The organism is Arsukibacterium sp. UBA5043 (assembly GCA_002415085.1).
Classification (GTDB): Bacteria; Pseudomonadota; Gammaproteobacteria; order Enterobacterales; family Alteromonadaceae; genus Alishewanella.
On record DIBV01000013.1, the window covers coordinates 82,657 to 102,873 of the forward strand.

Consider the following 20,217-nt stretch of genomic DNA (forward strand, 5'->3'; position numbering starts at 1 on the left):
GATGAGCAAGCTGCAATCACCGTTAACCGTTACCGCGCTGAGTAAACGTTTTGCTGACGTTACTGTGCTGGCCGGCGTTGACCTGACGCTGGCCGCCGGTGAGGTGTTATGTATTCTCGGCCCCAACGGGGCGGGCAAAACCACCCTTATTTCGGCCATTCTGGGACTGGTTGCGGCCGATAGCGGCGAAGTAAAGCTACTGGGCCAGACGCAGCATGGAACAAGCCGCAGCAAGGTGTTGCGCCAACAATGCGGGGTGATGATGCAAATTGGCAGCCTGAGCGCTAATTTAACCGTCGCCGAACAGTGTGATTTATTCAGCAGTTACTATCAGAATGGATACCGCGCCAGTGAGCTGGTAAGTCTGGCAGGGCTGGACGCACACGCCAAAGTGCGCTTTGGCAACCTATCCGGCGGTCAGAAGCAACGCTTGTTGTTTGCGCTGGCACTGACCGGCAAACCGAAACTGGTATTTCTGGATGAGCCGACCCTGGGCATGGATGTCGAAGCACGGCGCAATTTATGGCAGCAGATCCGTCAGCTTAAACAGCAAGGGGTTGCTGTGGTGCTGACCACCCATTATCTGGAAGAGGCGGAGCAGCTGGCTGATCGGATTATGGTGCTGCATCAGGGCCAGTTTATTGCCAATGGCAGCCCGCAGCAGCTGAAAGCCTTAACCCAATATAAAGTAGTGCAGTGTTGCTGCAGTTTAACTGATGCCGAGTTACAGGCATTGCCGGGCGTACTGCAACTTAGCCGGCAGCAGGGGCTGGTAACGCTGCATAGCAGCCAGGCCGAACACACTGTCAAAGCTTTATTTAATCAGGACCCTGCAATCAGCCAGCTGGAAGTAAAACCGGTGGCGTTAGAGCAGGCGTTTTTACAACTTACCGCACCGACCGCTGAACAGACCAGCACAAATAAGGAGCAGGCCGCATGAGTAGCTTAACGATATATCAGAAAGAAGCCTGGTACGACTTAATCAGCGTCTGGCGTACGCCGGGTTTTGTGTTGCCGGCACTGGCATTTCCTGTGGTGTTTTATCTGTTTTTCGGGGTGCTGTTCAGCCCGGCGGGCAGTAACAGCCATGCAGCTTATATGCTGGTGACCTACAGCTGTTTTGGCATTATGGGGCCGGCGATGTTTAATTTTGCCATGAATATCGCCAGTGATCGGGCGCAGGGCTGGTTAACCTTAAAGCGGCTGTCACCGATGCCGGTCAGTGCTTATTTACTGGCAAAAATGGTTACCAGCCTGGCGTTTGCTATGCTGATTATTCTGATGCTATTCAGCGTAGCCGCTATCTTTGGCGACGTTCGGCTGGAGCAAGGCCAGTGGCTTGGTTTAGCGCTGCTGTTGCTGGCGGGTACTGTACCTTTTGCCCTTATCGGCTTGCTGTTAGGCTTAACCCTCAGTGACAAAGCCGCGCCAGGTGTGGTAAACCTGTTGTACCTGCCGATGGCCTTTTTATCCGGCTTGTGGCTGCCTATTCACCTGCTGCCGCAATTTTTACAGCAGCTGGCCTGGATGTGGCCAAGTTATCATCTGTCGCAGCTGGGATTAAAATTACTGGCTATGGATCAGGGCCAGCCGGTGCTGCTGCATCTGACCATACTGCTACTGACCACAGCACTGCTTACCGGCTTATGTTTGCTGATCTTTCGCCGCTATACCGGCGCAAAATAAAGATTTCAAACTACTTTAACTTATATTCAAAGCCGGCTTCTGCCTCACTGTCATGGAAGGGTGTAACCCGGCTTTTTTTATTCAGGCTGGCATTGACCAGTGAGTTGGGAAATACCTGAATGCCGTTGTTAAAGTCTTCCACGTTCTGGTTAAAAATCCGGATGGCCGCGCCGATGTTTTCCTGTTGCTCAGCAATTTCGCGCATCAGGTTATTAAATACCTCTGAGGCTTTTAATTCCGGGTAGGCCTCTACCGCGATATTCAAACCCTGCATCAGATCTTTAGTTTTGCTTTCTACCTGCTCTAACTGGCCGGCGTCAATGTTATCGCTGTGCAATTTAGCAATGCCGCTGCGCAGCTCGGTAATCTGGGTTTGTAATCCGGCTTCATGCAGCTGAAATTGGGCGACTACCTGCTCCAGATGCGGGATCATTTTATTTTTCTGCCGCTCCTGGGTTATCACATTAGCCCAGCCGCGCTCTACCGCGTTCATTCTGGTAATAATGCCGTTGTAAATCACCACCACCAACACTGCCAGTAGAATAATTACGCCGATAATAATGCCTGTTGTCATCTGCTGCTCCTGCCGCGCTACATAATTAAACGTATTAACATTAAAAGTTTGAATCAGAGTGTCGCATTAACTGATGAATGCTGGCCAGCGTTTGTTGCAATTTGGGCAGCGCCGTCGCCTGCTCAATGCTTTGCCGGAACCGGCTGAGCTGATCCAGGCCACAGGGTGGCCGGGCATCCAAAAGGTCAGCATTGGCGAAACTAATGCAGAGCATGCCATCGGCACTGAACTCCAGGTTAAGCTGGCGCAACTGGCCGGCTAAATCTTCCAGCGCCACCACCACAGCCGGTTTTAAAAAGCGCGCGGCCTGCATTTGCTCTTTGGCGCGCACCTTAAAGATTTTATTAAAACGCCCTGAGTCACTCTGGTATTTTTCGCCATTAAAGCCGTTTGGCGCAAAGGCACAGATAAACAGGTTCTGCACAAAGCGAAAGGGCAACATTAAGCCATAGCGGTCATAATGGGTATACTCGGTGCGGGTGCCTTTGCCATTGGCCCGGCTTACCGTGCGCCGGTCAACATAGTGAAAATGCCAGTAGTGATAGTCAAACTGGTGCTCGGCGCCGGCATAATGACCGGCGATAATCTGTTTGAACCCGCGCTTATGGTTGCCACGGTCAAACTCGGCAAACTGCTGTTGCCAGCTGCGACTGTCCGGCCATTGGCCCGGGCGCAGCAACTGCAGTTGGTTGTCCAACAGTGCATTGTGCCAGTAAAGCTGCCGGCCCAGTTTTTTCAGGCTGGCATAACGCCAGCCAATCACCAGCAGCGGCAGCAGGCTCAGGCCCAGCAGGGTCCAGCCAATAGCAGGCAGCCAGGTGAGTTCAACTAAATAATGATACAGCCACAGGCAACCCAGTGCAGCGGCAACTAAGCCGGCACTGCTAAACCACAACGGCAGGTGACGATAGGCCAGTGGCTGCGGCAGCGTCGCCAGTTTATCCAGCAACTGCAGTAGCTCAGCCTTACTTGTAAGCTTGTCGCTGCGTCGTTTGACCAGCGCCAGCGTAGCAGCCAACGTTTTATTATGCTGATAAGCTGATTGATTGGGTTGATATGCTGACATTCGCCCTCCATGCAGTATGCAACATAATCAAAAGCCATGGCAGATGCAAAGGAAACTGCCACAGAGCCGCCAGCGACTGGCACTATGTCAGTCGGTATTTATCCAATCGATATAACAGCGTTTTATAGGGCAATTGCAACAGTTTGGCGGCCTGGGCTTTATTGCCGTCTGCCCGCTGCAAAGCCTGTAACAGGCAATCGCGTTCATGTTGCTGCCAGTTCAGGCCTTCCGGTGGCAATACAAATTGCCCGGGACTGGCCGTGCTGGTCGTTAACCCCGCCAGCAGTTCCTGCTCATCGCCCAGTAATACAAAGCGTTCAATCCGGTTGGCCAGCTCGCGCACATTGCCCGGCCAGGGGTAATCCATGAGTTGTTTCAGCGTCGCTTTGGTTAAGGCGGGTGCATCAAGCTGATAACGCTGCTGGCTGATTTGCAGAAAATGCTGAATTAACTGCGGAATATCCTCGCTGCGCTGACGCAGCGCCGGCATATGCAGGGGCACCACATTTAACCGGTAATATAAGTCTTCCCGAAAGCGACCATCCTGCACAGCCTGGGCTAAGTCCTGATGGCTGGCGGCGATTAACCGCACATCGAGCGTGATCTCCTGATGGCTGCCCAGCCGGGTGACTTTACCTTCCTGCAGCAGGCGCAGTAATTTTGCCTGCAGGCTTAACGGCAGTTCGGCCACTTCATCCAGAAATAAGGTGCCGCCGGCTGCCGCTTCAAACTTACCGGCTTTGGCCTGGTGCGCACCGGTGTAGGCGCCTTTTTCCGCGCCAAACAGCTCTGCTTCAGCCAGTTGCTCAGGGATGGCGCCACAGTTAATGGCGATAAAAGGCCCTTTGCAGCGGGACGACAGCTGATGCAGCGCACGGGCTGCCAGCTCTTTGCCGGTACCGCTTTCGCCACTGATCAGCACAGTAGCATCGCTGTTCGATACCCGGTTAATCCGCTGAAATAACTGCTGCATGCAGGGCGCTTTACCAATTAAATCGACCAGCTGGCGTTGCTCGCTAAGCTGCTGGCTTAACTGGCGATTCTGGCTGCGCAACCGCTTGGCGGTTAACCCCTTGCTAACGGCCAGCAGCAGTTCCTGGCGTTTAAACGGCTTGGTTAAGTAGTCATCGGCCCCGGCCTGGATAGCCTCGACTGCATGGCTGACCGAGCCATAGGCCGTTGCGACAACAAAGCCCAGTTCCGGCAGGTTGGTGCGCACATAATTCAAAATGGTTAAGCCGGTGTAATTGCCCAGCTTCCAGTCACTGAACACCAGCTCAATTTGTGGCTGCTGTTTTAGCAGCACCAGCGCATCTTCCACGGTCGCGGCGCTGAATACCTGATACTGCTCACCCTGCAACAGCTTGCCAAGCAGCTGGCGCTGTTCGTTATCATCTTCTACCAGCAGGATAGTTGCCGTCATTGCGCTGCTCCGCCAGATACTCCGGTAAATGCTTCGCTAAGAGTGACAATCGCGCAGCAACCGCCCTGCGGCCGGTTTTTCAGTTCAATCGACCCCTGATAATACAGCTTCAGCAGCCGGCTGCTGATATACAGCCCCATGCCGGCACCATCTGCCTTGCTGGAGCAATGCGGGCTGAATAGTCGCGGCACAATATCGGCACTAAGCCCTGGGCCGTCATCGCAAATCGTTACCTGCATTTGCTGCGCTGTGGTTTGCACATCGATACTAATCTGGCCTTTGCCACCAGAGGCTTCAACGGCGTTGGCCAGCAGAGTATGAAAAATACTGCGTAATTCGGCTTCGGCGCCGGCCACACTGGCCTGGCTATCGCCGCAAACGACAAAGCGCAGCTGGTCACTGCTGAATTCCAGTAGCAAATCATCCAGTACATTCTGCAGCAATACCTGCTGGCTGCGATCAATGTCGGCACAGCTCAGGGTTAACATCGCCGTCAGGTTGCGGTTGATATGCTGCATTTTCTGCTCGGCCTGCTCGCTTAACCGCTGGCGTAACTCAGGGTCGTCACTGCTGGCCACCTGCTCCAGCAGTAAACTTAAGGTGTGAATGGGGTTACGCAATGCATGCACCATACCGCGGCTTATTTCACCCAGCTCTGCCAAATGCTGCTGTTGCTGATGTTGCTCTGCCTGGGCGGCCAGTGCGGCTAACTGACTACTCATCTGATTAAACTGCTCGCTGACATAGCGGTATTCTGTCAAACCCGCCACGGCTACCTGCTGGCCAAGCCGGCCATGTTGCAACTGCTTAAACCCGGCAACTAACCGCTGCAAAGGCTGAATAAGCCGATGGCCCAGCCACAGCGCAATCAGCATGGCCAGTGCGGTGCTGGCAGCAATCAGCAACATGGTGTATTGGGTAAATCTGGCGATCAGCGGGTTAGCGTCATAGTAACGGCTGCTGTGGCGCAACTGGGCAGCCCGGGCGTGCAGTTTTTCCGCATCTATCTGGGCCAGAATACGCTCTACCGCCAGTTGCTCGTGTCTGCTGGCTTCGGCAAGCTCTTCAATATTCAACCGTTTACCGTCCCTTTCTATTTCAATGATTTGCACCTGACGCTGCCTGGGCGCTGTTCCGGGCGCCGGCGGTGGCGGTGGTGGTGGCGGATGTCTGACTATCTCTTCCAGCTGGCTTGCCGTTTGCGCCAGCACCACCCGGGTCATTTCGCTGCTACTGCTGCTGATTTGCTGTTCTATCTGGCCCTGAAACAGCCGTACCAGCCATATCTGGCTTAGTGCCATTAGCAATAATAAACAGATGATACCTAAACTTAATGCCAGCCGGATTGACATAAAACCACACAAAAAAGTATTCAGATACCGGCTAGCTTACAACCACTGTGCCAGTTTGCCAAAGTCGCTGTTGCTGGCCGCCGCCGGCAGGGGCAGGCCTGACCAGGGCTATTTGTCAGCAAAAATATCCCGATATCGGGAGTTGGTAATGCAGATAACGGGATGTCCTGATAAGTGGCCAATTTAAGTTGTTGATATTTAAAGTTAAAAATAGTGGCATTAAACTTTCATTATCCTGCTGACAGCAACGCAGAACAACCGATAAACGGAAGGAGCAATATCATGAAAATTAGCCTACTTAGTGCCGCACTGATTACTTTATTAACCGGCTGTGCCTTACCTCAGGCAATAGCAGAGCAGCCTGCGCCGGAGACCGAGCACGAAACCCGGATTGTGGTGATGCAGGACGGCGAGAAAAAAGAGTGGCGCTTCAGCGGTGAAAACTGGCGCGACAGTGAAGAGTGGCAGCAATTCAGTGCTGAATTAGCGCCGGAGCAGCGGCATAAACTGGAAAAACTGTTAACAGAGGCACCACCGGTACCGCCAATGCCGCCACATCCGCCAAAAGTCAGCTGGCAGGACCATGATGGGATCCAGCATATTGTTATCCGCAAGCAGGGTGAGGCCGCCGAGGAGCAGCAACTGATTGAAATTCACCGCCGCGCCGGCGAGCATGCAAAGTTAAGACACATTGAAATTCAGCGTGAAGTGGGTGAACACAGCTTCAGCGCTATTAAGCATTTGCTGGAAAACGCCGAGCTTACTAAAGATCAGCTGCAACAATTGCAGGCGTTGTTGGACAGTAAGCATTAAATTTTACCAGCAAACCAGCGTTAACGGCTTTGATCTGTGACCTTTTCTCAGAGCCAATGCCGCTTTGCTGGCCCGCTAATCCGGGCCGGATTTTTAACGCTTACCAGGGTAACTCGCTGCCATTGCTGTGGTAAAACTTGCCGCTGTTAGCCGGGCTTAGTTCGCTTATCAGACCACTTAAACGGCGGGCGGCTTCATCAGGGCTGATATCACCGCCATAGCTGACCATCTCGGTCTGGACATAGCCCGGGTGATAAATGCCGACACTGATTTTGCGTGGCGCCAGATCTTTCGCCAGCGACATACTGCCGGCATTTAACGCCGCTTTGGCCATCCGGTAGCCATAATAACTGCCGGAGCTGTTATCGCTGATAGAGCCCATCCGGCTGGTGATCATTGCTATTTTGCCGCCGTCTTTAAGTGCGCCCAGCAACTGCTGGCTGAGCAGCAAAGGGGCAATACTGTTTACCTGAAACTGCTTTAAAATGGTTTCGTCATTAAAGTTATCCAGGGTTTCGTTGCAGAAAATACCGGCGTTGTTAATCAGCACATCTATGCTGTTATCGGCGAATTTAGCCGCAATTTCTTTAATTTTCTCCGGATCACTCAGTTCAACGCCGCTGTACAGGGTCACGTCCAAATCGGCCAGCTCGGCTGAAGGCTGGCGACACAGCACCGATACCTTGTCGCCATTTGCCAGATACTGCTTCACCAGCGCCAGACCAATTCCTTTATTACCGCCGGTAATCACGACATGTTGCATAGTGTTGCTCCTGCTAAATGATAATGGTTATAGCAAGGATATCCGGCCACCCTGTGATCAATTCAAGGTGTGGTTTGACTATTGGTCATTGGCAACATCTGCTATCCCATGTTCAGACGGCTTTTCAGCTCGTCTTTATAGCGGCGGGACAGCGCTAAGGTGGTACCGCACTTCAGGGTAATTCCGCCGTCGCCGCTGCTTTGATACTGCAGGCTGTCTATCTGCCCCAGGTTTACAGCCAAACTACGATGAATACGGCAATACCCCAGCGGTTCCAGTTGTTGCAACGTGGCACTTAAGGTCGCCCGTAACGGATAAATCCGGCCTTTGCTGTGTAAGTTCACATAATTGCCACTGGCCTCCAGCCACTCAATATCGCGACTTCGCAGCAAAAACTCACGATCAAGCTTTTTAACCAGATAGTGCTCTGGGGCGTTATGGTTGTCGGTCTGCACTGCTGTACCGGCATCATCAGACTGACTCAACTGATGTGCTTCGCCACTTAAGCGTGAATAGAAAAATCTTGCCAAAGTGTAACAGCAGAGAAAAAACAGGTAGGCCCAGGCGTCTTTACGGTACTCGTAGAAAAAGTCCGCGGTTAGCGGCTCAAAACCATAACTGTCACCTGCCAGGGCATAGATTGGCTGGCGTAGCAGCACCATTAACACAATATGCAGCAAAGCAAATAGCAATGAACCCGCCAGATGAAAAGCCAGCTGGCGGCCAACCGCCGTCAGACCCAGTGGTAGTTGCCGGAACCACCAGAATAGCAGCGGGCATAACAGCAAGGTACTAACCGCACTGCTGTATTCCCACAACACCGGATGCCACCACAGACTGTCGTTTGCGTCATTACGTTGTAAATCTGCCCAGACTGAACTGGCATTTACCGCGGCGTTGATCAGCAAAAATACAGCGAGTAGCAGATAGCCATAGCGCTGCGGATGCTGGATCAGCCGCCCGGTTAAGTTGGTTTGTTGATCTGTTGTCACGCCTTAGCCACCTTTCATCCCTGTTTGCCACCGTTTGCCTAGTATGAGCTGGTTAAGGGCCATGTCAGTCAAGCATACTGGCAATCGAAGCATTCAGGCAACCCGCAGTAATAACGAAAAGGCGATTATTGGATATGATACCTCCGGCAACTGAATATACCCAAGCCGCACAGCGGCGCTTCGAGCTGGACTGGCTACGGGTGCTCGCCTTTGGTTTGCTGATTTTTTATCACATCGGCATGCTGTATGTGGAGCGCTGGGGTTTTCATTTTAAAAGCCAGTATTTATCTTCCTCGCTGGAATATCTGATGCTGCTGTCAACACCATGGCGGATGCTGCTGATCTGGTTTATTTCCGGTTATGCGCTGGGTGCGGTTATGCAACACTGCGCGGGCTGGCTTCACTATTTCCAGTTTGGGCTGCGACGTACAGTGATCTTGTTGTTACCTCTGTTGGTCGGCTTGTGGCTAATTGTGCCGCCGCAGTTGTACGCCGAAATGGTGCAAAAAGACGGCTTGTCATTGAGTTACTGGCAGTTTTATCAGGCCTTTATTAATTTGCAGCATCCGCTGTTTGCGGATTATCAAAGTGGTGTCTGGCCCCATGTTGATGTCAACCATCTCTGGTTTTTACGATCCTTATGGCAGTTTACCCTGCTGGCCTTGCTGCTAATGCCAATACTGCATAGCCGGCTGCTGCAACAAACTTGTCGTTGGTTTTGTCAGCTGGCTTTACCCTGGCAACTGTTAGCATGGTCAGCGTTACTGCTACTTATCCGCACAGAGGCAAGCGGTGATGCGGTCAGGGAACTGCAAGGCTTTGTCGTTTTTTTGTTGGGGTTACTGGTGGTGCGCCAGCCAGATTTCTGGCAGCAGCTGACACAGTCGCGACGCTGGCTGGGTTGGCTGTGTTTACTGAACTATGGGGTACTGTGTTGTTTGTATTTTCTGGTGTATCAGCCAGAGCAGCTACCCGCGTTGTTGCAACCGGCGATTGAACCCGGGCTGCAATTAAGTTTCTCGGTGCAGGCGGTGGCAATGCTATTTTGGTTACTGGCGCTGGCACAGCGCTACCTCAGTAAACCACACCCGAAGCTGGTATTGGCAAACCGTTTGGTATTTCCGGTGTATCTGCTGCATCAGAGCCTGATTATTATGGCGGCGCTATGGCTGACACCTTATGGGCTCGGCGGTATCACCGAAGCGGTATTGGTGCTGTTGTTTACGCTGGCGGGCTCGGCTTTGTGTCTGCTACTGTGCTGGCACTTACCCTGGCTGGCCCCGTTGGTCGGCTTAAGAACGTCTTATCAATTCAGCCGCAACTGGCGCACCGCTGGTCTGGTTTGCGGACTATTGCTGATAACACCACTGGCGGTAAAGTTATTGCTGTAGCTAGCAGCTGACTGCCAGCATTATTGCGGTAGCACTAGCTCATCAGGCAACGGCCAGCTGGTCGTCAGCACCTCGCCCTGCCAGGTTTGCAGGGTCAGCCAGACTTTATCGGTGGCTGCCAGCTGCGGCGGCGCGATAGCATGCACATGCTGGCCATGGCGGCTGCCATGTAAAATGCCTTCTTCGTCCTGCTGCAGCTCTGGCAGCGGTAGTGGTACCGGGCCGATATTCAGATACCCCTGGCGGATACTGGCAATGTCGCCCTGACTAAAGCTTAAGTAAAAATCTTTCACATACTGATCGTGGTGAGCATAGGGCTGCTTTAAATCCAGCGGCATCGGCGCAATTTCAAACTGCCCCAGTTGCTGTGCCGGCCAGGCAGGTGGGAATTCCGGTGTCAGTGAGTCGTACAAAAACCAGATTGGCAGCAGTAACACCAGGCCATTTAACTTAAACTTATGCCGTTGCCAGAAACGGTTACTGTGCGCCATCCGGCACCTCCTGCAGATAAGTTGCGTTGCGGTTCTCCCGCACGGCTTTAACGGTGCGGCTGCCCCAGATCATAAAGCCGGTGATCGACATGCCCGATAGTAACAAACCAAATAGAAACCAGATGGCCTTAGTCCAGATCCCGCCAAGGGTGCCGTAATGCAACGGGTCGGCAATATGCATTACGGTTTGCAGCGCGGTCATCGTTGCTGGCGACTTTTCATGAGCAATCTCGCCGGTCCAGGGGTTAATGCTCAGGTTGTAGGAATACTGATCATAAAAAATATGGTCGCCGCCGCCCATCAGGGTGTACATGCCGCGGTTATGCTCGGGCAACATTAAAAAGCTTGGCTGAAACTCCGGGAAACGTTGCTGGGCAATCTGCATCGCATCAGCAAAGCTGACCACAGGTGCTTGTGCGGTTGCCGGCAATTGCTCAGCGGCCACCAGCGGCGCGTGCGGTTCAATATCAATATCGGCGTTCCACATTACCGCTTGCACCAGGTACCACAGCCCGGTAGCGCTCATCAGCATTAAAAACCAGATTGACCAGACGCCGGCTAAACGGTGCAGATCGGTCAGCACGGTTTTTTTGCCCTGATGCAAGCGCACCTTCGGCCGGGTAAAGCTACGCCAGAAGTTTTTGTAGATCACCAGGCCGGTGATTAAGGCACCCAGCATGACAATAGCCATCGCCGACACCAGGTAATAGCCAACACTGTAGCCACTTTGCCACGGAAATAGTAACCAGCCATGCAGACTGCGCATAAAGTTAATAAAGGTCATGCCTTCATTAATTTGCTGAATCTCACCGCTGTACTGATTAACGTAGGCAATGGCAAACGGCTTGTCGTGATCGGTAAAAGTAACAGCATTAACCAGATAAGGTTCAAACAGCAGCACACTGCCAACGTCGGCTGTCGGATAAGCCTGTTGTACGGCAGCAATCAGCTCGGCTACCGGTTTGGCCGGCAGGTTATCCGGGTTGCTGGCGCGGGCCGCCGGGTTAGTTAGCCAGGTAAGTTCATGACTGAATACGGCAATGGTGCCACTCAGGCAGACAAAGCAGAAAATCAGCCAGATTGGCAGTGAAAACCAGCCATGTAATTGAAACCAGAAGCGATTACTGAGTTTTGCCATGTAAGCCTTGCCTGTGAAGTTGTGGCTGAAGTTAATACAAGGTCGTTATCATAATCGTAATGGTAATAATTATCAATACGGTTGTAATTGAGAGTTATTTGCATTTAGAATGCCGGCAGTTTTTAACACAAGGAAATGCCAGCATGAAGTATTCAGTATTAGCCAGCAGTATTGCTATAGCCTGCAGCCTGCCATTATTGGCCGCTGCTAACAGCCCCGCCAGCACCACTGAGGCCGGAATTGAGGTGATCACAGTAAAAAGTCAGCGTGGCCTGATTTCTTATGTCAGCGCCTCTGGCACCAAATCAGATACGCCGATTATTGAAACGCCGCTGTCAGTGACGGTGCTGACCGAAGAGCGGATTGCTGATCTTGGTGCGCTGACAGTGCAGGACGCCCTGGGCTATGTATCAGGTTTATACAATGGCCCTTATGGCCTGGATACCCGCGGCGACTGGGCGCAAATTCGTGGTGTGTCGCCGGTACAATATCTGGATGGTTTAAAATCATTGTTTGGCTATTATAATAATGTGCGGGTAGCGCCTTATACTCTGCAGCAAATTGAAATTTTAAAAGGCCCCAGCTCCGTATTGTATGGTCAGGGCTCAATTGGCGGTATTGTTAATCTGGTCAGCAAAAAACCAGAGCCGGTTACCAGTGGTCAGCTATGGGCGCAACTGGGCAATTATTCCCGCAAACAACTGGCCGGCGATATTACCGGCGCCTTAAATGATGATGCTTCATTGCAGGGCAGGTTGGTGGCACTATGGCGCGACAGCGACACCCAGACCGACTTTGTGCCGGATAACAGTGTTGTAATAGCACCATCGTTAAGCTGGCAAGCAACTGATGCAACCAAACTTACTCTGCTGGCTAATTATCAGCAGAACGAATCTGGCTCCAGCACCCAGTTCTTCCCGCATCAGGGCACTATTTTACCCAACGAATTTGGTCAGATCCCAAGTAACCGCTTTGTCTCAGAGCCAGGTTTTGATAAGTACGATACTGAACAAACTGCAGTAACGGCAATTGTTGAGCATGATTTTTCTAACGACTGGCAGCTACGACTGGCCAGCCGTTACAGTGACAGCCATGCCGATTACCATACGATGTATGGCTGGCCACCGGTGCTGCAGGATGATAACCGCAGTGTTAACCGGGTGGTGTACCTGAGTGATGCCGATGCGCGGGCCCTGACCAGTGATTTGCAGCTGCATGGTAAATTTGATACCGGTACTGTTCAGCACAGCCTGGTAGCCGGTTTTGATTATCAGCATGCCTACACCGATAACGACAGTTTTTATGCGGCAACAGGCGGTTTACTGGATTTATATAACCCGGTGTATGGTCAGGTTGCTAATCTGCCGACAGCAGCAGATATTGCTGACAGCCCGGCCAGTACTACCTATCAGGCCGGGGTTTATTTACAGGACAATATGAAAATCGCTGATAAGTGGCTGTTATCGGCAGCACTGCGTCGGGACCGCTCCACCACCAATCCGCAATTTGGCAGCAGTGCTACCCAGCATGCCACCACTGGCCGGCTGGGGGTAATGTACTTATTTGATGGTGGTATTTCACCCTATCTGAGTTTCAGCGAATCGTTTGAGCCCTTGCTGGGCACAGATGCGTTTGGCAAGGCTTTTGTGCCGAAAACAGGCCAGCAATGGGAAGCGGGTTTAAAATATCAACCCAAGGGTACTGAGCATCTGTTAACTGCTGCGGTGTTTGATATTACCGAGCAAAACCGTACCACGACGCTATCGGCTGCCCAAGCCGCAGATCCGGCGGTTATTAACCCTAATGGCCAGGTGCAGGAGGGTGAAGTAACGTCAAAAGGACTTGAGCTGGAGGCCCAGCTGGCATGGGATGAGCTGGATATCTACACCAGCTATGCTTACATAGATGCTTATGTCAGTCAGAGCAATACGGTAGGTGAGTTGGGCGCAGCGTTATCGGCGCAGCCGGATCATTTAGCATCAATCTGGGCTACCTGGCGCCCGGCCGCACTGGCTAACTGGCAGTTCGGCGCCGGTGTGCGTTATGTCGGTCAAACGTCAGACGGTACTGCTTATGTTGAGCAAAACGGTGAGGTATTAAACCAGCCGCTGACCACCGCTAGCTATACGCTGTTCGATGCGATGGTCGGTTATAACTTTGGCGCATACAGCCTTAGCCTGCAGGCGCAGAATATTACTGACAAAACGGTGATTACTTCCTGCCTGGCGCGGGGAGATTGTTTCTACGGTCAGCGCCGGGCGATTAGTGCTAACCTGCGTTACAGCTTTTAAACTGGCACCTGATATACAAAATGGCCGCGATTGCGGCCATTTTTGTTGAAGGCAGATAACGAGACTGTTATAAAATAAGCTGGCTGAAATTGCGAGGTCGCTATTTTCGTCAGCGCTTGTCAGAGTCCGCTCAAAACTTTGTTAACTAAAGCTGTCAGCTGTAATACAGCCGCTTCATCCGCATCGGCAATCCCAATCACCAGGCCCCGCTGCGGCTCGTTTAAAAAACAATAACGGCTGAATGGCTGCACTTTAAAGCCATGCTGGTTCAGGTACTGACACAATACGACATCATCAGTCAGGCCCGGCAACAGCAGGGTCAGATGCAGTCCGGCATCCTGCGCCAGTAAGGTAGCTGCCGGAAAATGCTGCTGCAGTAATTGCACAGCCAGTTGTTTTTGCTGCTGATAGACGCGGCGCATTTTGCGCAGATGACGGTTAAAGTGTCCCTCACTGATAAAGTCGGCCAGTACAGCCTGCGGCAGCAACGGCACATCGCCCTGCAGTGCCTGCAAAATAGCACTGGCCCGGCCGGCAAGTTCAGTGGGCACGACCAGATATCCGAGCCGTAGCGCCGGGAACAGGGTTTTACTGAATGAGCCGGCAAACAGTACACCCTGGCCGTTGGCCAGCCCCTGCAAACTGGCGATGGGCCGGTGCCGGTACTGAAACTCGCTGTCATAGTCATCCTCCACCAGCCAGCAGTGCTCAGCGCGGGCCCAGCTCAGCAACGCCATGCGCTGGCTCAGTGGCATAATGCCGCCACAAGGGTATTGATGAGATGGGGTTAAAAATAATGCTTTGGCGTTACTGGCGGGCGGTAAACTGGCCGGGTTCAGGCCGCTGCTGCTGGCCGCCGGCACAAAGCCAATGTTCAGTTCTGCCAGTTGCAATGCCTGTTTTAATCTGGGGTAGCCCGGCGATTCCATCAATACCGCTTGCTGACTGGCGGCAACCAGTTTGGCGGCGATAAACAACGCCTGCTGGGCGCCGGCCGTGATCAACACCGTATTGTCGTCGCAAACCAGTTGCCGCGACTGACGCAGATACTGCACCAGTGCCTGTCGTAGCGGCGGATAACCTGATGGATCAGCCATTCCACATAACACCGTGCGGTTAGCATGACGTTGCAACAGTTGCTGCCACAGCCTGAACGGGAAGTGCTGCACATTGGCTACCCCAGGCTGCAAATGGCCGCTGTAACCCGGCGCTTTGGCGGTTAAACCATAATCCTGCGTGGCTAAACTGGTGCTGGCGGCCACTGCAGTAGCGCTGGCGGTAAAGAAACCATCCGGCAACGCCCCAACAATCTGATAGCCCCGACCCTGTTGTGCCTCAAGATAGCCCTCTGCGACCAGTTGCTGCAGAGCCTGTTGCACTGTGCTGCGGCTAATAGCCAAATCGGCAGCCAGTTGCCGTTCTGACGGCAGCAAAGCGCCGGCGGGCCAGCGACCGCTTAACAACAATTGGCGCATATTCAGATACAGCTGCTGATAAAGCCCGCCGCCACCAGTTAACTGTAATGCATCGGTATTCAACCGTGGCATAAAGATCCTTCTCTGCGCAACTGGACTGCTCCATTTATCAAAACTGGTTATTTATAGCAAGCCAGTTTAGCGGTGCAATAGCGCCAGACACAACAGGAATTAGCACAACAGGAGAAATACAATGTCAGTATCTTTATCGTTGGTCACTGAAGTTAAGCTGGACGAGGCGATTGCCTTATATATTGCGTCAGGCATTAACCGGCCGACGCATCAACCTGAGCGGATGCAGGGTATGTTGAAACACGCCAATTTAATTGTTACAGCGCGTCAGGATAACCAGCTGGTAGGGCTGGCCCGCTGCTTAACCGATTATAACTTCGTGGTGTATATCGCCGATTTGCTGGTGGATAAAGCCTGGCAACAACAGGGCATCGGCGCCAGGCTGCTGGCAGAAGTGCAGCGGATTACCGGGCCACAGGTGCAGCAATTGCTGCTAAGTGCGCCAGCGGCGATGGAATATTATCCCAAAGTCGGTTTCAGCCCGCTAAGTAATGCATTTGCGATAGCCAGAAAGGAGTAAGCGATGCTGTATTGCCCACCCCATATGGCCTTTGCGGATAAAAATGCGCTGCATGATTTTATTGAACAACACAGTTTTGGGACTCTTATCAGTACGCCATTTTTCTGCAGCCATGTACCCTGGCTACTTCAGCGCGATGAAGGTGAGCATGGCGTACTGTATGGCCATATTGCCCGGCAAAACCCGCATTGGCGCCAGTTGGCGCAGCAACAGGTGCTGGTTACCTTCAGCGGCCCGCATGGCTATATTTCACCGCGATGGTATCAAAGCGACCAGGCGGTACCCACCTGGAACTATGCCGTTGCCCAGGTACAGGGCCAGGCCGAATTACTGGCTGACGCGGCAACCATCGCGCATTTGGCACAGCAGGTGGCTAAGTATGAACCCGATGTGGCCGCTGCGATGGCCAAAATGCCGGACGCGTATCAGCAAAAACTAGCTGCGGGCATCGTTGGCGTAAAAGTGACTATTACCGAACTTGCCGGCAAGCTTAAGCTGGGCCAGCACAGAAGCGCTGCCGATCAGCAGGGGGTATTTTCTGCCTTAAGCGCCAACCGGGAACCCGGCGCACAGGCACTGGCGGCATTGATGCAGCAATGGCAGTTGGGGCTGGGCACCGGTTAAGTTTTAATCAGGCAAAGCTCAGCACCAAGCTGATAATAATGCCGGTTATCAGCAGCTGCAGCAGGCAAAAGCCCATAATATCTTTGGCTTTTAAGCCGGCAATCGCCAGTACCGGTAAAGCCCAGAATGGCTGAATTAAATTGGTCCAGGCATCGCCCCAGGCGACAGCCATGGCAATCCGGTTCACATCGGCGCCCAGTTCCAGCGCAGCAGGCAGCATTATTGGCGCCTGAACTGCCCACTGACCACCGCCGGAGGGCACAAAAATATTGACGATACCGGCGCTGATAAAGCTCCAGAAAGCCAGCGTTTCGGCGGTGGCAAAGCTGACAAACCACTGTGACATACTTTGTGCCAGCCCCGACTGCACCATAATCGCCATAATGCCGGCATAAAACGGAAACTGAATAACAATACCGGCACCGCCCTGTATCGCCTGTTGCAGGCTGTGCAATAAGCGCCTGGGCGTGCCGTGCAATACGATAGCCAGAAATAAAAACAGGAAATTAACGATATTCAGATTTAAGCCGCCGCCACTGCTAAAATACTGCAGCAGATAGGCAAGGCCGGCAAAGCCGACCAGCCAGGCAAGCAGCAGGCTGTTTTCCAGTTTATCGGCCGTGCGGTCATTGCTGCTTTGTGGCAATACCTCGTCCTGTATTTTTGCCGGGTCAACATACACACTATCGCCCGCTTTGGGTTGCATCAGGTAATTGACCAGCGGTATTACCAGAAACAGCAAGGCGACCAGCAACAGATTAAAGCCGGCAAAAATAGTCGCGCTGGTCGGAATAATGCCAATTTGAGCTTCAGTAAAGTGACCGGGGGTGGCAATAGTCAGCGGAATAGAGCCGGCCAGGCCGCCATGCCAGACAATAAAGCCGGAATAGGCGCTGGCGACCAGTAAGCGGTAATCTACTTGCAGCTGGCGGGCCAATGCTTTGGCAAATAAGGCGCCGACCACTAAGCCAAAACCCCAGTTCAGCCAGCTGGCCATCAGCGAGACCACGGTTACCAAAATAATGGCCTGGCCGGCTGTTTTAGCCTGCGTTGCCAGGCGACTTAGCAGGCCGGTTACCAGTGGTGTACTGGCCAGCATAAAGCCGGTAACGAGCACCAGCAGCATTTGCATCGAGAATGTCAGCAGGCCCCAGAAGCCGTTGCCCCAGAATTGCAGTACCTGCAACGGGCTTTGCTGTTCCAGCATTACCGCGGCGACAAACACCACTATGCTAAGCAACAACACAAAAATATATGGGTCGGGCAGGTAACGGTCGACCAGTTTAACTAAGGGTTTGGCAGCGGCATTTAGCATAGTAGACTCATTGTTATTATCGTTATCCGGAGGTTTCAGATGGCTGACTTTCGCGCCAGCACAGATTATCAGACAACCTTAGCCCAGTTAGTGCAGAAACTGCAATCTAAGCGCTGCTCTGCAGGCGGTGGACCGGCAGTTATCGGTATCAGTGGCGCTCAGGGCAGCGGTAAAAGCACCCTGGCGGCAATGTTAGTGCAACAATTTTCAGCGCTGGGTATTAAATCTGCTGCGGTGTCGCTGGACGATTACTATCTGAATAAAGCACAGCGCCAGCAACTGGCAAAGCAGGTTCATCCACTGCTTCGCCAGCGCGGCGTGCCCGGCACCCATAATATTTTTCAGGCAATTGCCGACGTACAGGCTGTATTGACCGGACAGCCGGTAGCCTTACCGCAGTTTGACAAAGCGCTGGACCAGCCCGGTGCGAGCTTGCCGGCGCAGCAGCTGGATTTACTGATTGTCGAGGGATGGTGTTTAGGTGTGCGGCCGCAATCTGAAGCTGAGCTGGCGCAGCCGTTAAATCAACTGGAAGCTACGGCAGATGCTGATGGCCGCTGGCGCCGTTATGTTAATGCCAGGCTGGCTGCGGATTACGCCGATTACTGGCGTTTACTGCAACCCCTGATCTGGCTTAACGCCCCTGACTGGGATTGCATCTGCCGCTGGCGGGCAAAACAGGAACAACAATTATGGCAACAGCGTGGCAGCGGCATGACTGACCCTGAGCTGGCCCGCTTTATGTTGCCGTTTCAACGCTTAACTCAGGCCAGCTGGCAGCAGCTGCCGGCAATCGCCGATATTATCGTGCAACTGGATCCGGATCAGACCCCAACCCTACTGGCTGCTGATAAGTTGCAGCACCGGTTGTAAGGTGCGGCCAGAATTTCATCCATCTTCCTTGTAATTTACAAAGGCGTTACATTATCCGCTTTGGTCGCCGTTGCCTAGTTGCCGTCGTTAATAAAATTAAAATCTTCTGTCAGTTTGTCTAAATGTGTCAATTCAGCGGCTTTTTGCCGCTTTTTCTGCTGTAAGCGGTAAATTGCCAATAAACACAGCGGCGAGGTAATCAGGCTGTAAAACAGCAGCAGCTCAGATGAGACATCAGCAAGCTGCCACCACTGTAACAGCCACAACACCACAGCAAACAGGATCAAGGCAACGCAGGATAGCTGGGTATAGCGATAATACTGCAATGTTAACCGGCAAGCACGGCAACGGAATTGCAGCAGCCCGCTGCTGCTCCAGTTGTCATACGCCAGAATTGGCCGGTGCACCTGCCAGCTGATATACAGGGTGCTGACCGCTCCCAACGTCAGAAATGCCGCCGCCAGATAACCCAGGGCATCCGGCATGGTTAATACCAACCAGCAGGCGGCGGCAGCCATCACTAACGCGCTTAGCCATTCACCCAACATCAGCAGTTTCTGCTGGCGCTGGCGCTGGCGGGCCCCGGCTAAATCCGCCTCACCTGGCATATTTTCAACAGGCGTAGCCTGTTGTTGCCAGCTTTTTGCCAGGGCGGCAAAGTCAAAATTATCTGCCATCTTGCATTAACTCCATTAGTTCTGTTTTGGCGCGGTTAAGCCGCACCCTTACTGCACCATGGCTGATCTGCAGGATCTCTGCGATCTCCGGTGCATCCAAATCTTCCATTGCCAGCAACATCACCTGACGGTTGGCAGGCGATAAGCGCCGAACGGCCTGCATCAGTTGCTGGCTCTGTTGTTGCTCAGCGACTTCTGTTGACGGACAGTCCTGCTGCAGCTGCTGTGCTGTGTCCTCATCCAGTGCCTGCCACTGCTGACGTTTCGCCCGGGCAATATGATCGACCGTCACGTTATGCACAATGCGAAACAGATAGGCGCGTGGCATTTCTGCCGCCTGCAGTCTGGCAGCCGACTGGTGCAGTGCCAGAAAAATATCCTGCTTTAAATCCTGCCGTGCTGCAGGGTCTGCTTCAGATGCCATCAGGGTTCGGCTGATTGCCTGCTGATTTTGCTGCCATAGCTGCAGTAAAAACTGCTCCGGCGTTGCTGTGCCTGAATTGGATAGAGTCAAAAAAGCCCCGCTGTTCAATATCTTATTTTTGGTAAACGTTATCACTATGCCATTGGTAAGTCTGCCGGAGTTGGCAAAGTGTTACATAAAAAAAATAAAAAGATTTTGTAACAGCTGACAAAAAGACCACGACTTAATCCACAAACACAACACATTGTCACCAGCTG

Annotated in this window: 20 protein-coding genes; 8 read left to right on the top strand and 12 right to left on the bottom strand. The window is 52.8% G+C overall.

What is annotated here, in order from left to right; genetic code table 11:
* Position 1: 1 nt before the first annotated feature.
* Positions 2-940, top strand: coding sequence for an ABC transporter ATP-binding protein (locus B2Q61_RS11850; RefSeq protein ID WP_290620729.1), 939 nt, complete (start codon positions 2-4; stop codon positions 938-940).
* Positions 937-1,686, top strand: coding sequence for an ABC transporter permease (locus B2Q61_RS11855; RefSeq protein WP_290620727.1), 750 nt, complete (start codon positions 937-939; stop codon positions 1,684-1,686). Before B2Q61_RS11850 ends, B2Q61_RS11855 begins: the two co-directional genes overlap by 4 nt.
* A gap of 10 nt (positions 1,687-1,696) precedes the next feature.
* On the opposite strand, the gene B2Q61_RS11860 is transcribed toward B2Q61_RS11855, so the two are convergent.
* From B2Q61_RS11860 to B2Q61_RS11875, 4 genes are all read right to left on the bottom strand, one after another.
* On the bottom strand, positions 1,697-2,260 hold the full coding sequence (locus B2Q61_RS11860) for a LemA family protein (RefSeq protein WP_290620725.1): 564 nt from the start codon (positions 2,258-2,260) through the stop codon (positions 1,697-1,699).
* 40 nt (positions 2,261-2,300) lie between these two features.
* Positions 2,301-3,326: a DUF3137 domain-containing protein gene (locus B2Q61_RS11865; RefSeq protein ID WP_290620723.1), complete on the bottom strand. Its 1,026-nt coding sequence runs from the start codon at positions 3,324-3,326 to the stop codon at positions 2,301-2,303.
* Positions 3,327-3,408: 82 nt separating this feature from the next.
* Positions 3,409-4,749: a sigma-54-dependent transcriptional regulator gene (locus B2Q61_RS11870; RefSeq protein ID WP_290620721.1), complete on the bottom strand. Its 1,341-nt coding sequence runs from the start codon at positions 4,747-4,749 to the stop codon at positions 3,409-3,411.
* Positions 4,746-6,101, bottom strand: a complete 1,356-nt coding sequence (locus B2Q61_RS11875) for a sensor histidine kinase (protein WP_290620719.1) — start codon at positions 6,099-6,101, stop codon at positions 4,746-4,748. Before B2Q61_RS11875 ends, B2Q61_RS11870 begins: the two co-directional genes overlap by 4 nt.
* Positions 6,102-6,383: 282 nt before the next feature.
* Here B2Q61_RS11875 and B2Q61_RS11880 point away from each other — a divergent pair, with 282 nt between their 5' ends.
* Positions 6,384-6,914, top strand: coding sequence for a hypothetical protein (locus tag B2Q61_RS11880; protein ID WP_290620717.1), 531 nt, complete (start codon positions 6,384-6,386; stop codon positions 6,912-6,914).
* A 100-nt stretch (positions 6,915-7,014) separates the two neighbouring features.
* Here the strand turns inward: B2Q61_RS11880 and B2Q61_RS11885 are convergent, their stop codons facing one another.
* Entirely contained in the window at positions 7,015-7,677 is a 663-nt protein-coding gene (locus B2Q61_RS11885; RefSeq protein WP_290620715.1) for an SDR family oxidoreductase, read from the bottom strand.
* Between the two features lie 101 nt (positions 7,678-7,778).
* The gene (locus B2Q61_RS11890) at positions 7,779-8,669 is read right to left on the bottom strand and encodes a LytTR family DNA-binding domain-containing protein (protein WP_290620713.1); all 891 of its coding nucleotides are present in this window, start codon (positions 8,667-8,669) and stop codon (positions 7,779-7,781) included.
* A gap of 134 nt (positions 8,670-8,803) precedes the next feature.
* Here B2Q61_RS11890 and B2Q61_RS11895 point away from each other — a divergent pair, with 134 nt between their 5' ends.
* Entirely contained in the window at positions 8,804-10,060 is a 1,257-nt protein-coding gene (locus B2Q61_RS11895; protein WP_290620711.1) for an acyltransferase family protein, read from the top strand.
* A 20-nt stretch (positions 10,061-10,080) separates the two neighbouring features.
* On the opposite strand, the gene B2Q61_RS11900 is transcribed toward B2Q61_RS11895, so the two are convergent.
* Complete coding sequence (locus tag B2Q61_RS11900) at positions 10,081-10,551, bottom strand: hypothetical protein (RefSeq protein ID WP_290620709.1); 471 nt, start codon at positions 10,549-10,551, stop codon at positions 10,081-10,083.
* On the bottom strand, positions 10,538-11,689 hold the full coding sequence (locus B2Q61_RS11905; RefSeq protein WP_290620707.1) for a PepSY-associated TM helix domain-containing protein: 1,152 nt from the start codon (positions 11,687-11,689) through the stop codon (positions 10,538-10,540). The genes B2Q61_RS11900 and B2Q61_RS11905 overlap by 14 nt, the downstream gene beginning before the upstream one ends.
* A 143-nt stretch (positions 11,690-11,832) precedes the next feature.
* Here B2Q61_RS11905 and B2Q61_RS11910 point away from each other — a divergent pair, with 143 nt between their 5' ends.
* Complete coding sequence (locus B2Q61_RS11910; RefSeq protein ID WP_290620705.1) at positions 11,833-13,980, top strand: TonB-dependent siderophore receptor; 2,148 nt, start codon at positions 11,833-11,835, stop codon at positions 13,978-13,980.
* Positions 13,981-14,099: 119 nt separating this feature from the next.
* On the opposite strand, the gene B2Q61_RS11915 is transcribed toward B2Q61_RS11910, so the two are convergent.
* Entirely contained in the window at positions 14,100-15,527 is a 1,428-nt protein-coding gene (locus tag B2Q61_RS11915) for a PLP-dependent aminotransferase family protein (RefSeq protein ID WP_290620703.1), read from the bottom strand.
* A gap of 121 nt (positions 15,528-15,648) precedes the next feature.
* On the opposite strand from B2Q61_RS11915, the gene B2Q61_RS11920 reads away from it, so the two are divergent.
* Together B2Q61_RS11920 and B2Q61_RS11925 are read left to right on the top strand one after the other, a co-directional pair.
* Positions 15,649-16,047, top strand: coding sequence for a GNAT family N-acetyltransferase (locus B2Q61_RS11920; RefSeq protein WP_290620701.1), 399 nt, complete (start codon positions 15,649-15,651; stop codon positions 16,045-16,047).
* Between the two features lie 3 nt (positions 16,048-16,050).
* A complete protein-coding gene (locus B2Q61_RS11925; protein WP_290620699.1) occupies positions 16,051-16,671 on the top strand; it encodes an FMN-binding negative transcriptional regulator in 621 nt (206 codons plus the stop codon).
* A gap of 7 nt (positions 16,672-16,678) precedes the next feature.
* On the opposite strand, the gene B2Q61_RS11930 is transcribed toward B2Q61_RS11925, so the two are convergent.
* On the bottom strand, positions 16,679-17,986 hold the full coding sequence (locus B2Q61_RS11930) for a short-chain fatty acid transporter (protein ID WP_290620697.1): 1,308 nt from the start codon (positions 17,984-17,986) through the stop codon (positions 16,679-16,681).
* A 39-nt stretch (positions 17,987-18,025) separates the two neighbouring features.
* Here B2Q61_RS11930 and B2Q61_RS11935 point away from each other — a divergent pair, with 39 nt between their 5' ends.
* Positions 18,026-18,859 (top strand): kinase, encoded by an 834-nt coding sequence (locus tag B2Q61_RS11935; protein ID WP_290620695.1) that lies wholly within the window; start codon positions 18,026-18,028, stop codon positions 18,857-18,859.
* Between the two features lie 74 nt (positions 18,860-18,933).
* On the opposite strand, the gene B2Q61_RS11940 is transcribed toward B2Q61_RS11935, so the two are convergent.
* The gene (locus B2Q61_RS11940; RefSeq protein WP_290620693.1) at positions 18,934-19,536 is read right to left on the bottom strand and encodes a hypothetical protein; all 603 of its coding nucleotides are present in this window, start codon (positions 19,534-19,536) and stop codon (positions 18,934-18,936) included.
* Positions 19,526-20,050: an RNA polymerase sigma factor gene (locus tag B2Q61_RS11945; protein ID WP_290620691.1), complete on the bottom strand. Its 525-nt coding sequence runs from the start codon at positions 20,048-20,050 to the stop codon at positions 19,526-19,528. Before B2Q61_RS11945 ends, B2Q61_RS11940 begins: the two co-directional genes overlap by 11 nt.
* Between the last annotated feature and the right edge of the window lie 167 nt (positions 20,051-20,217).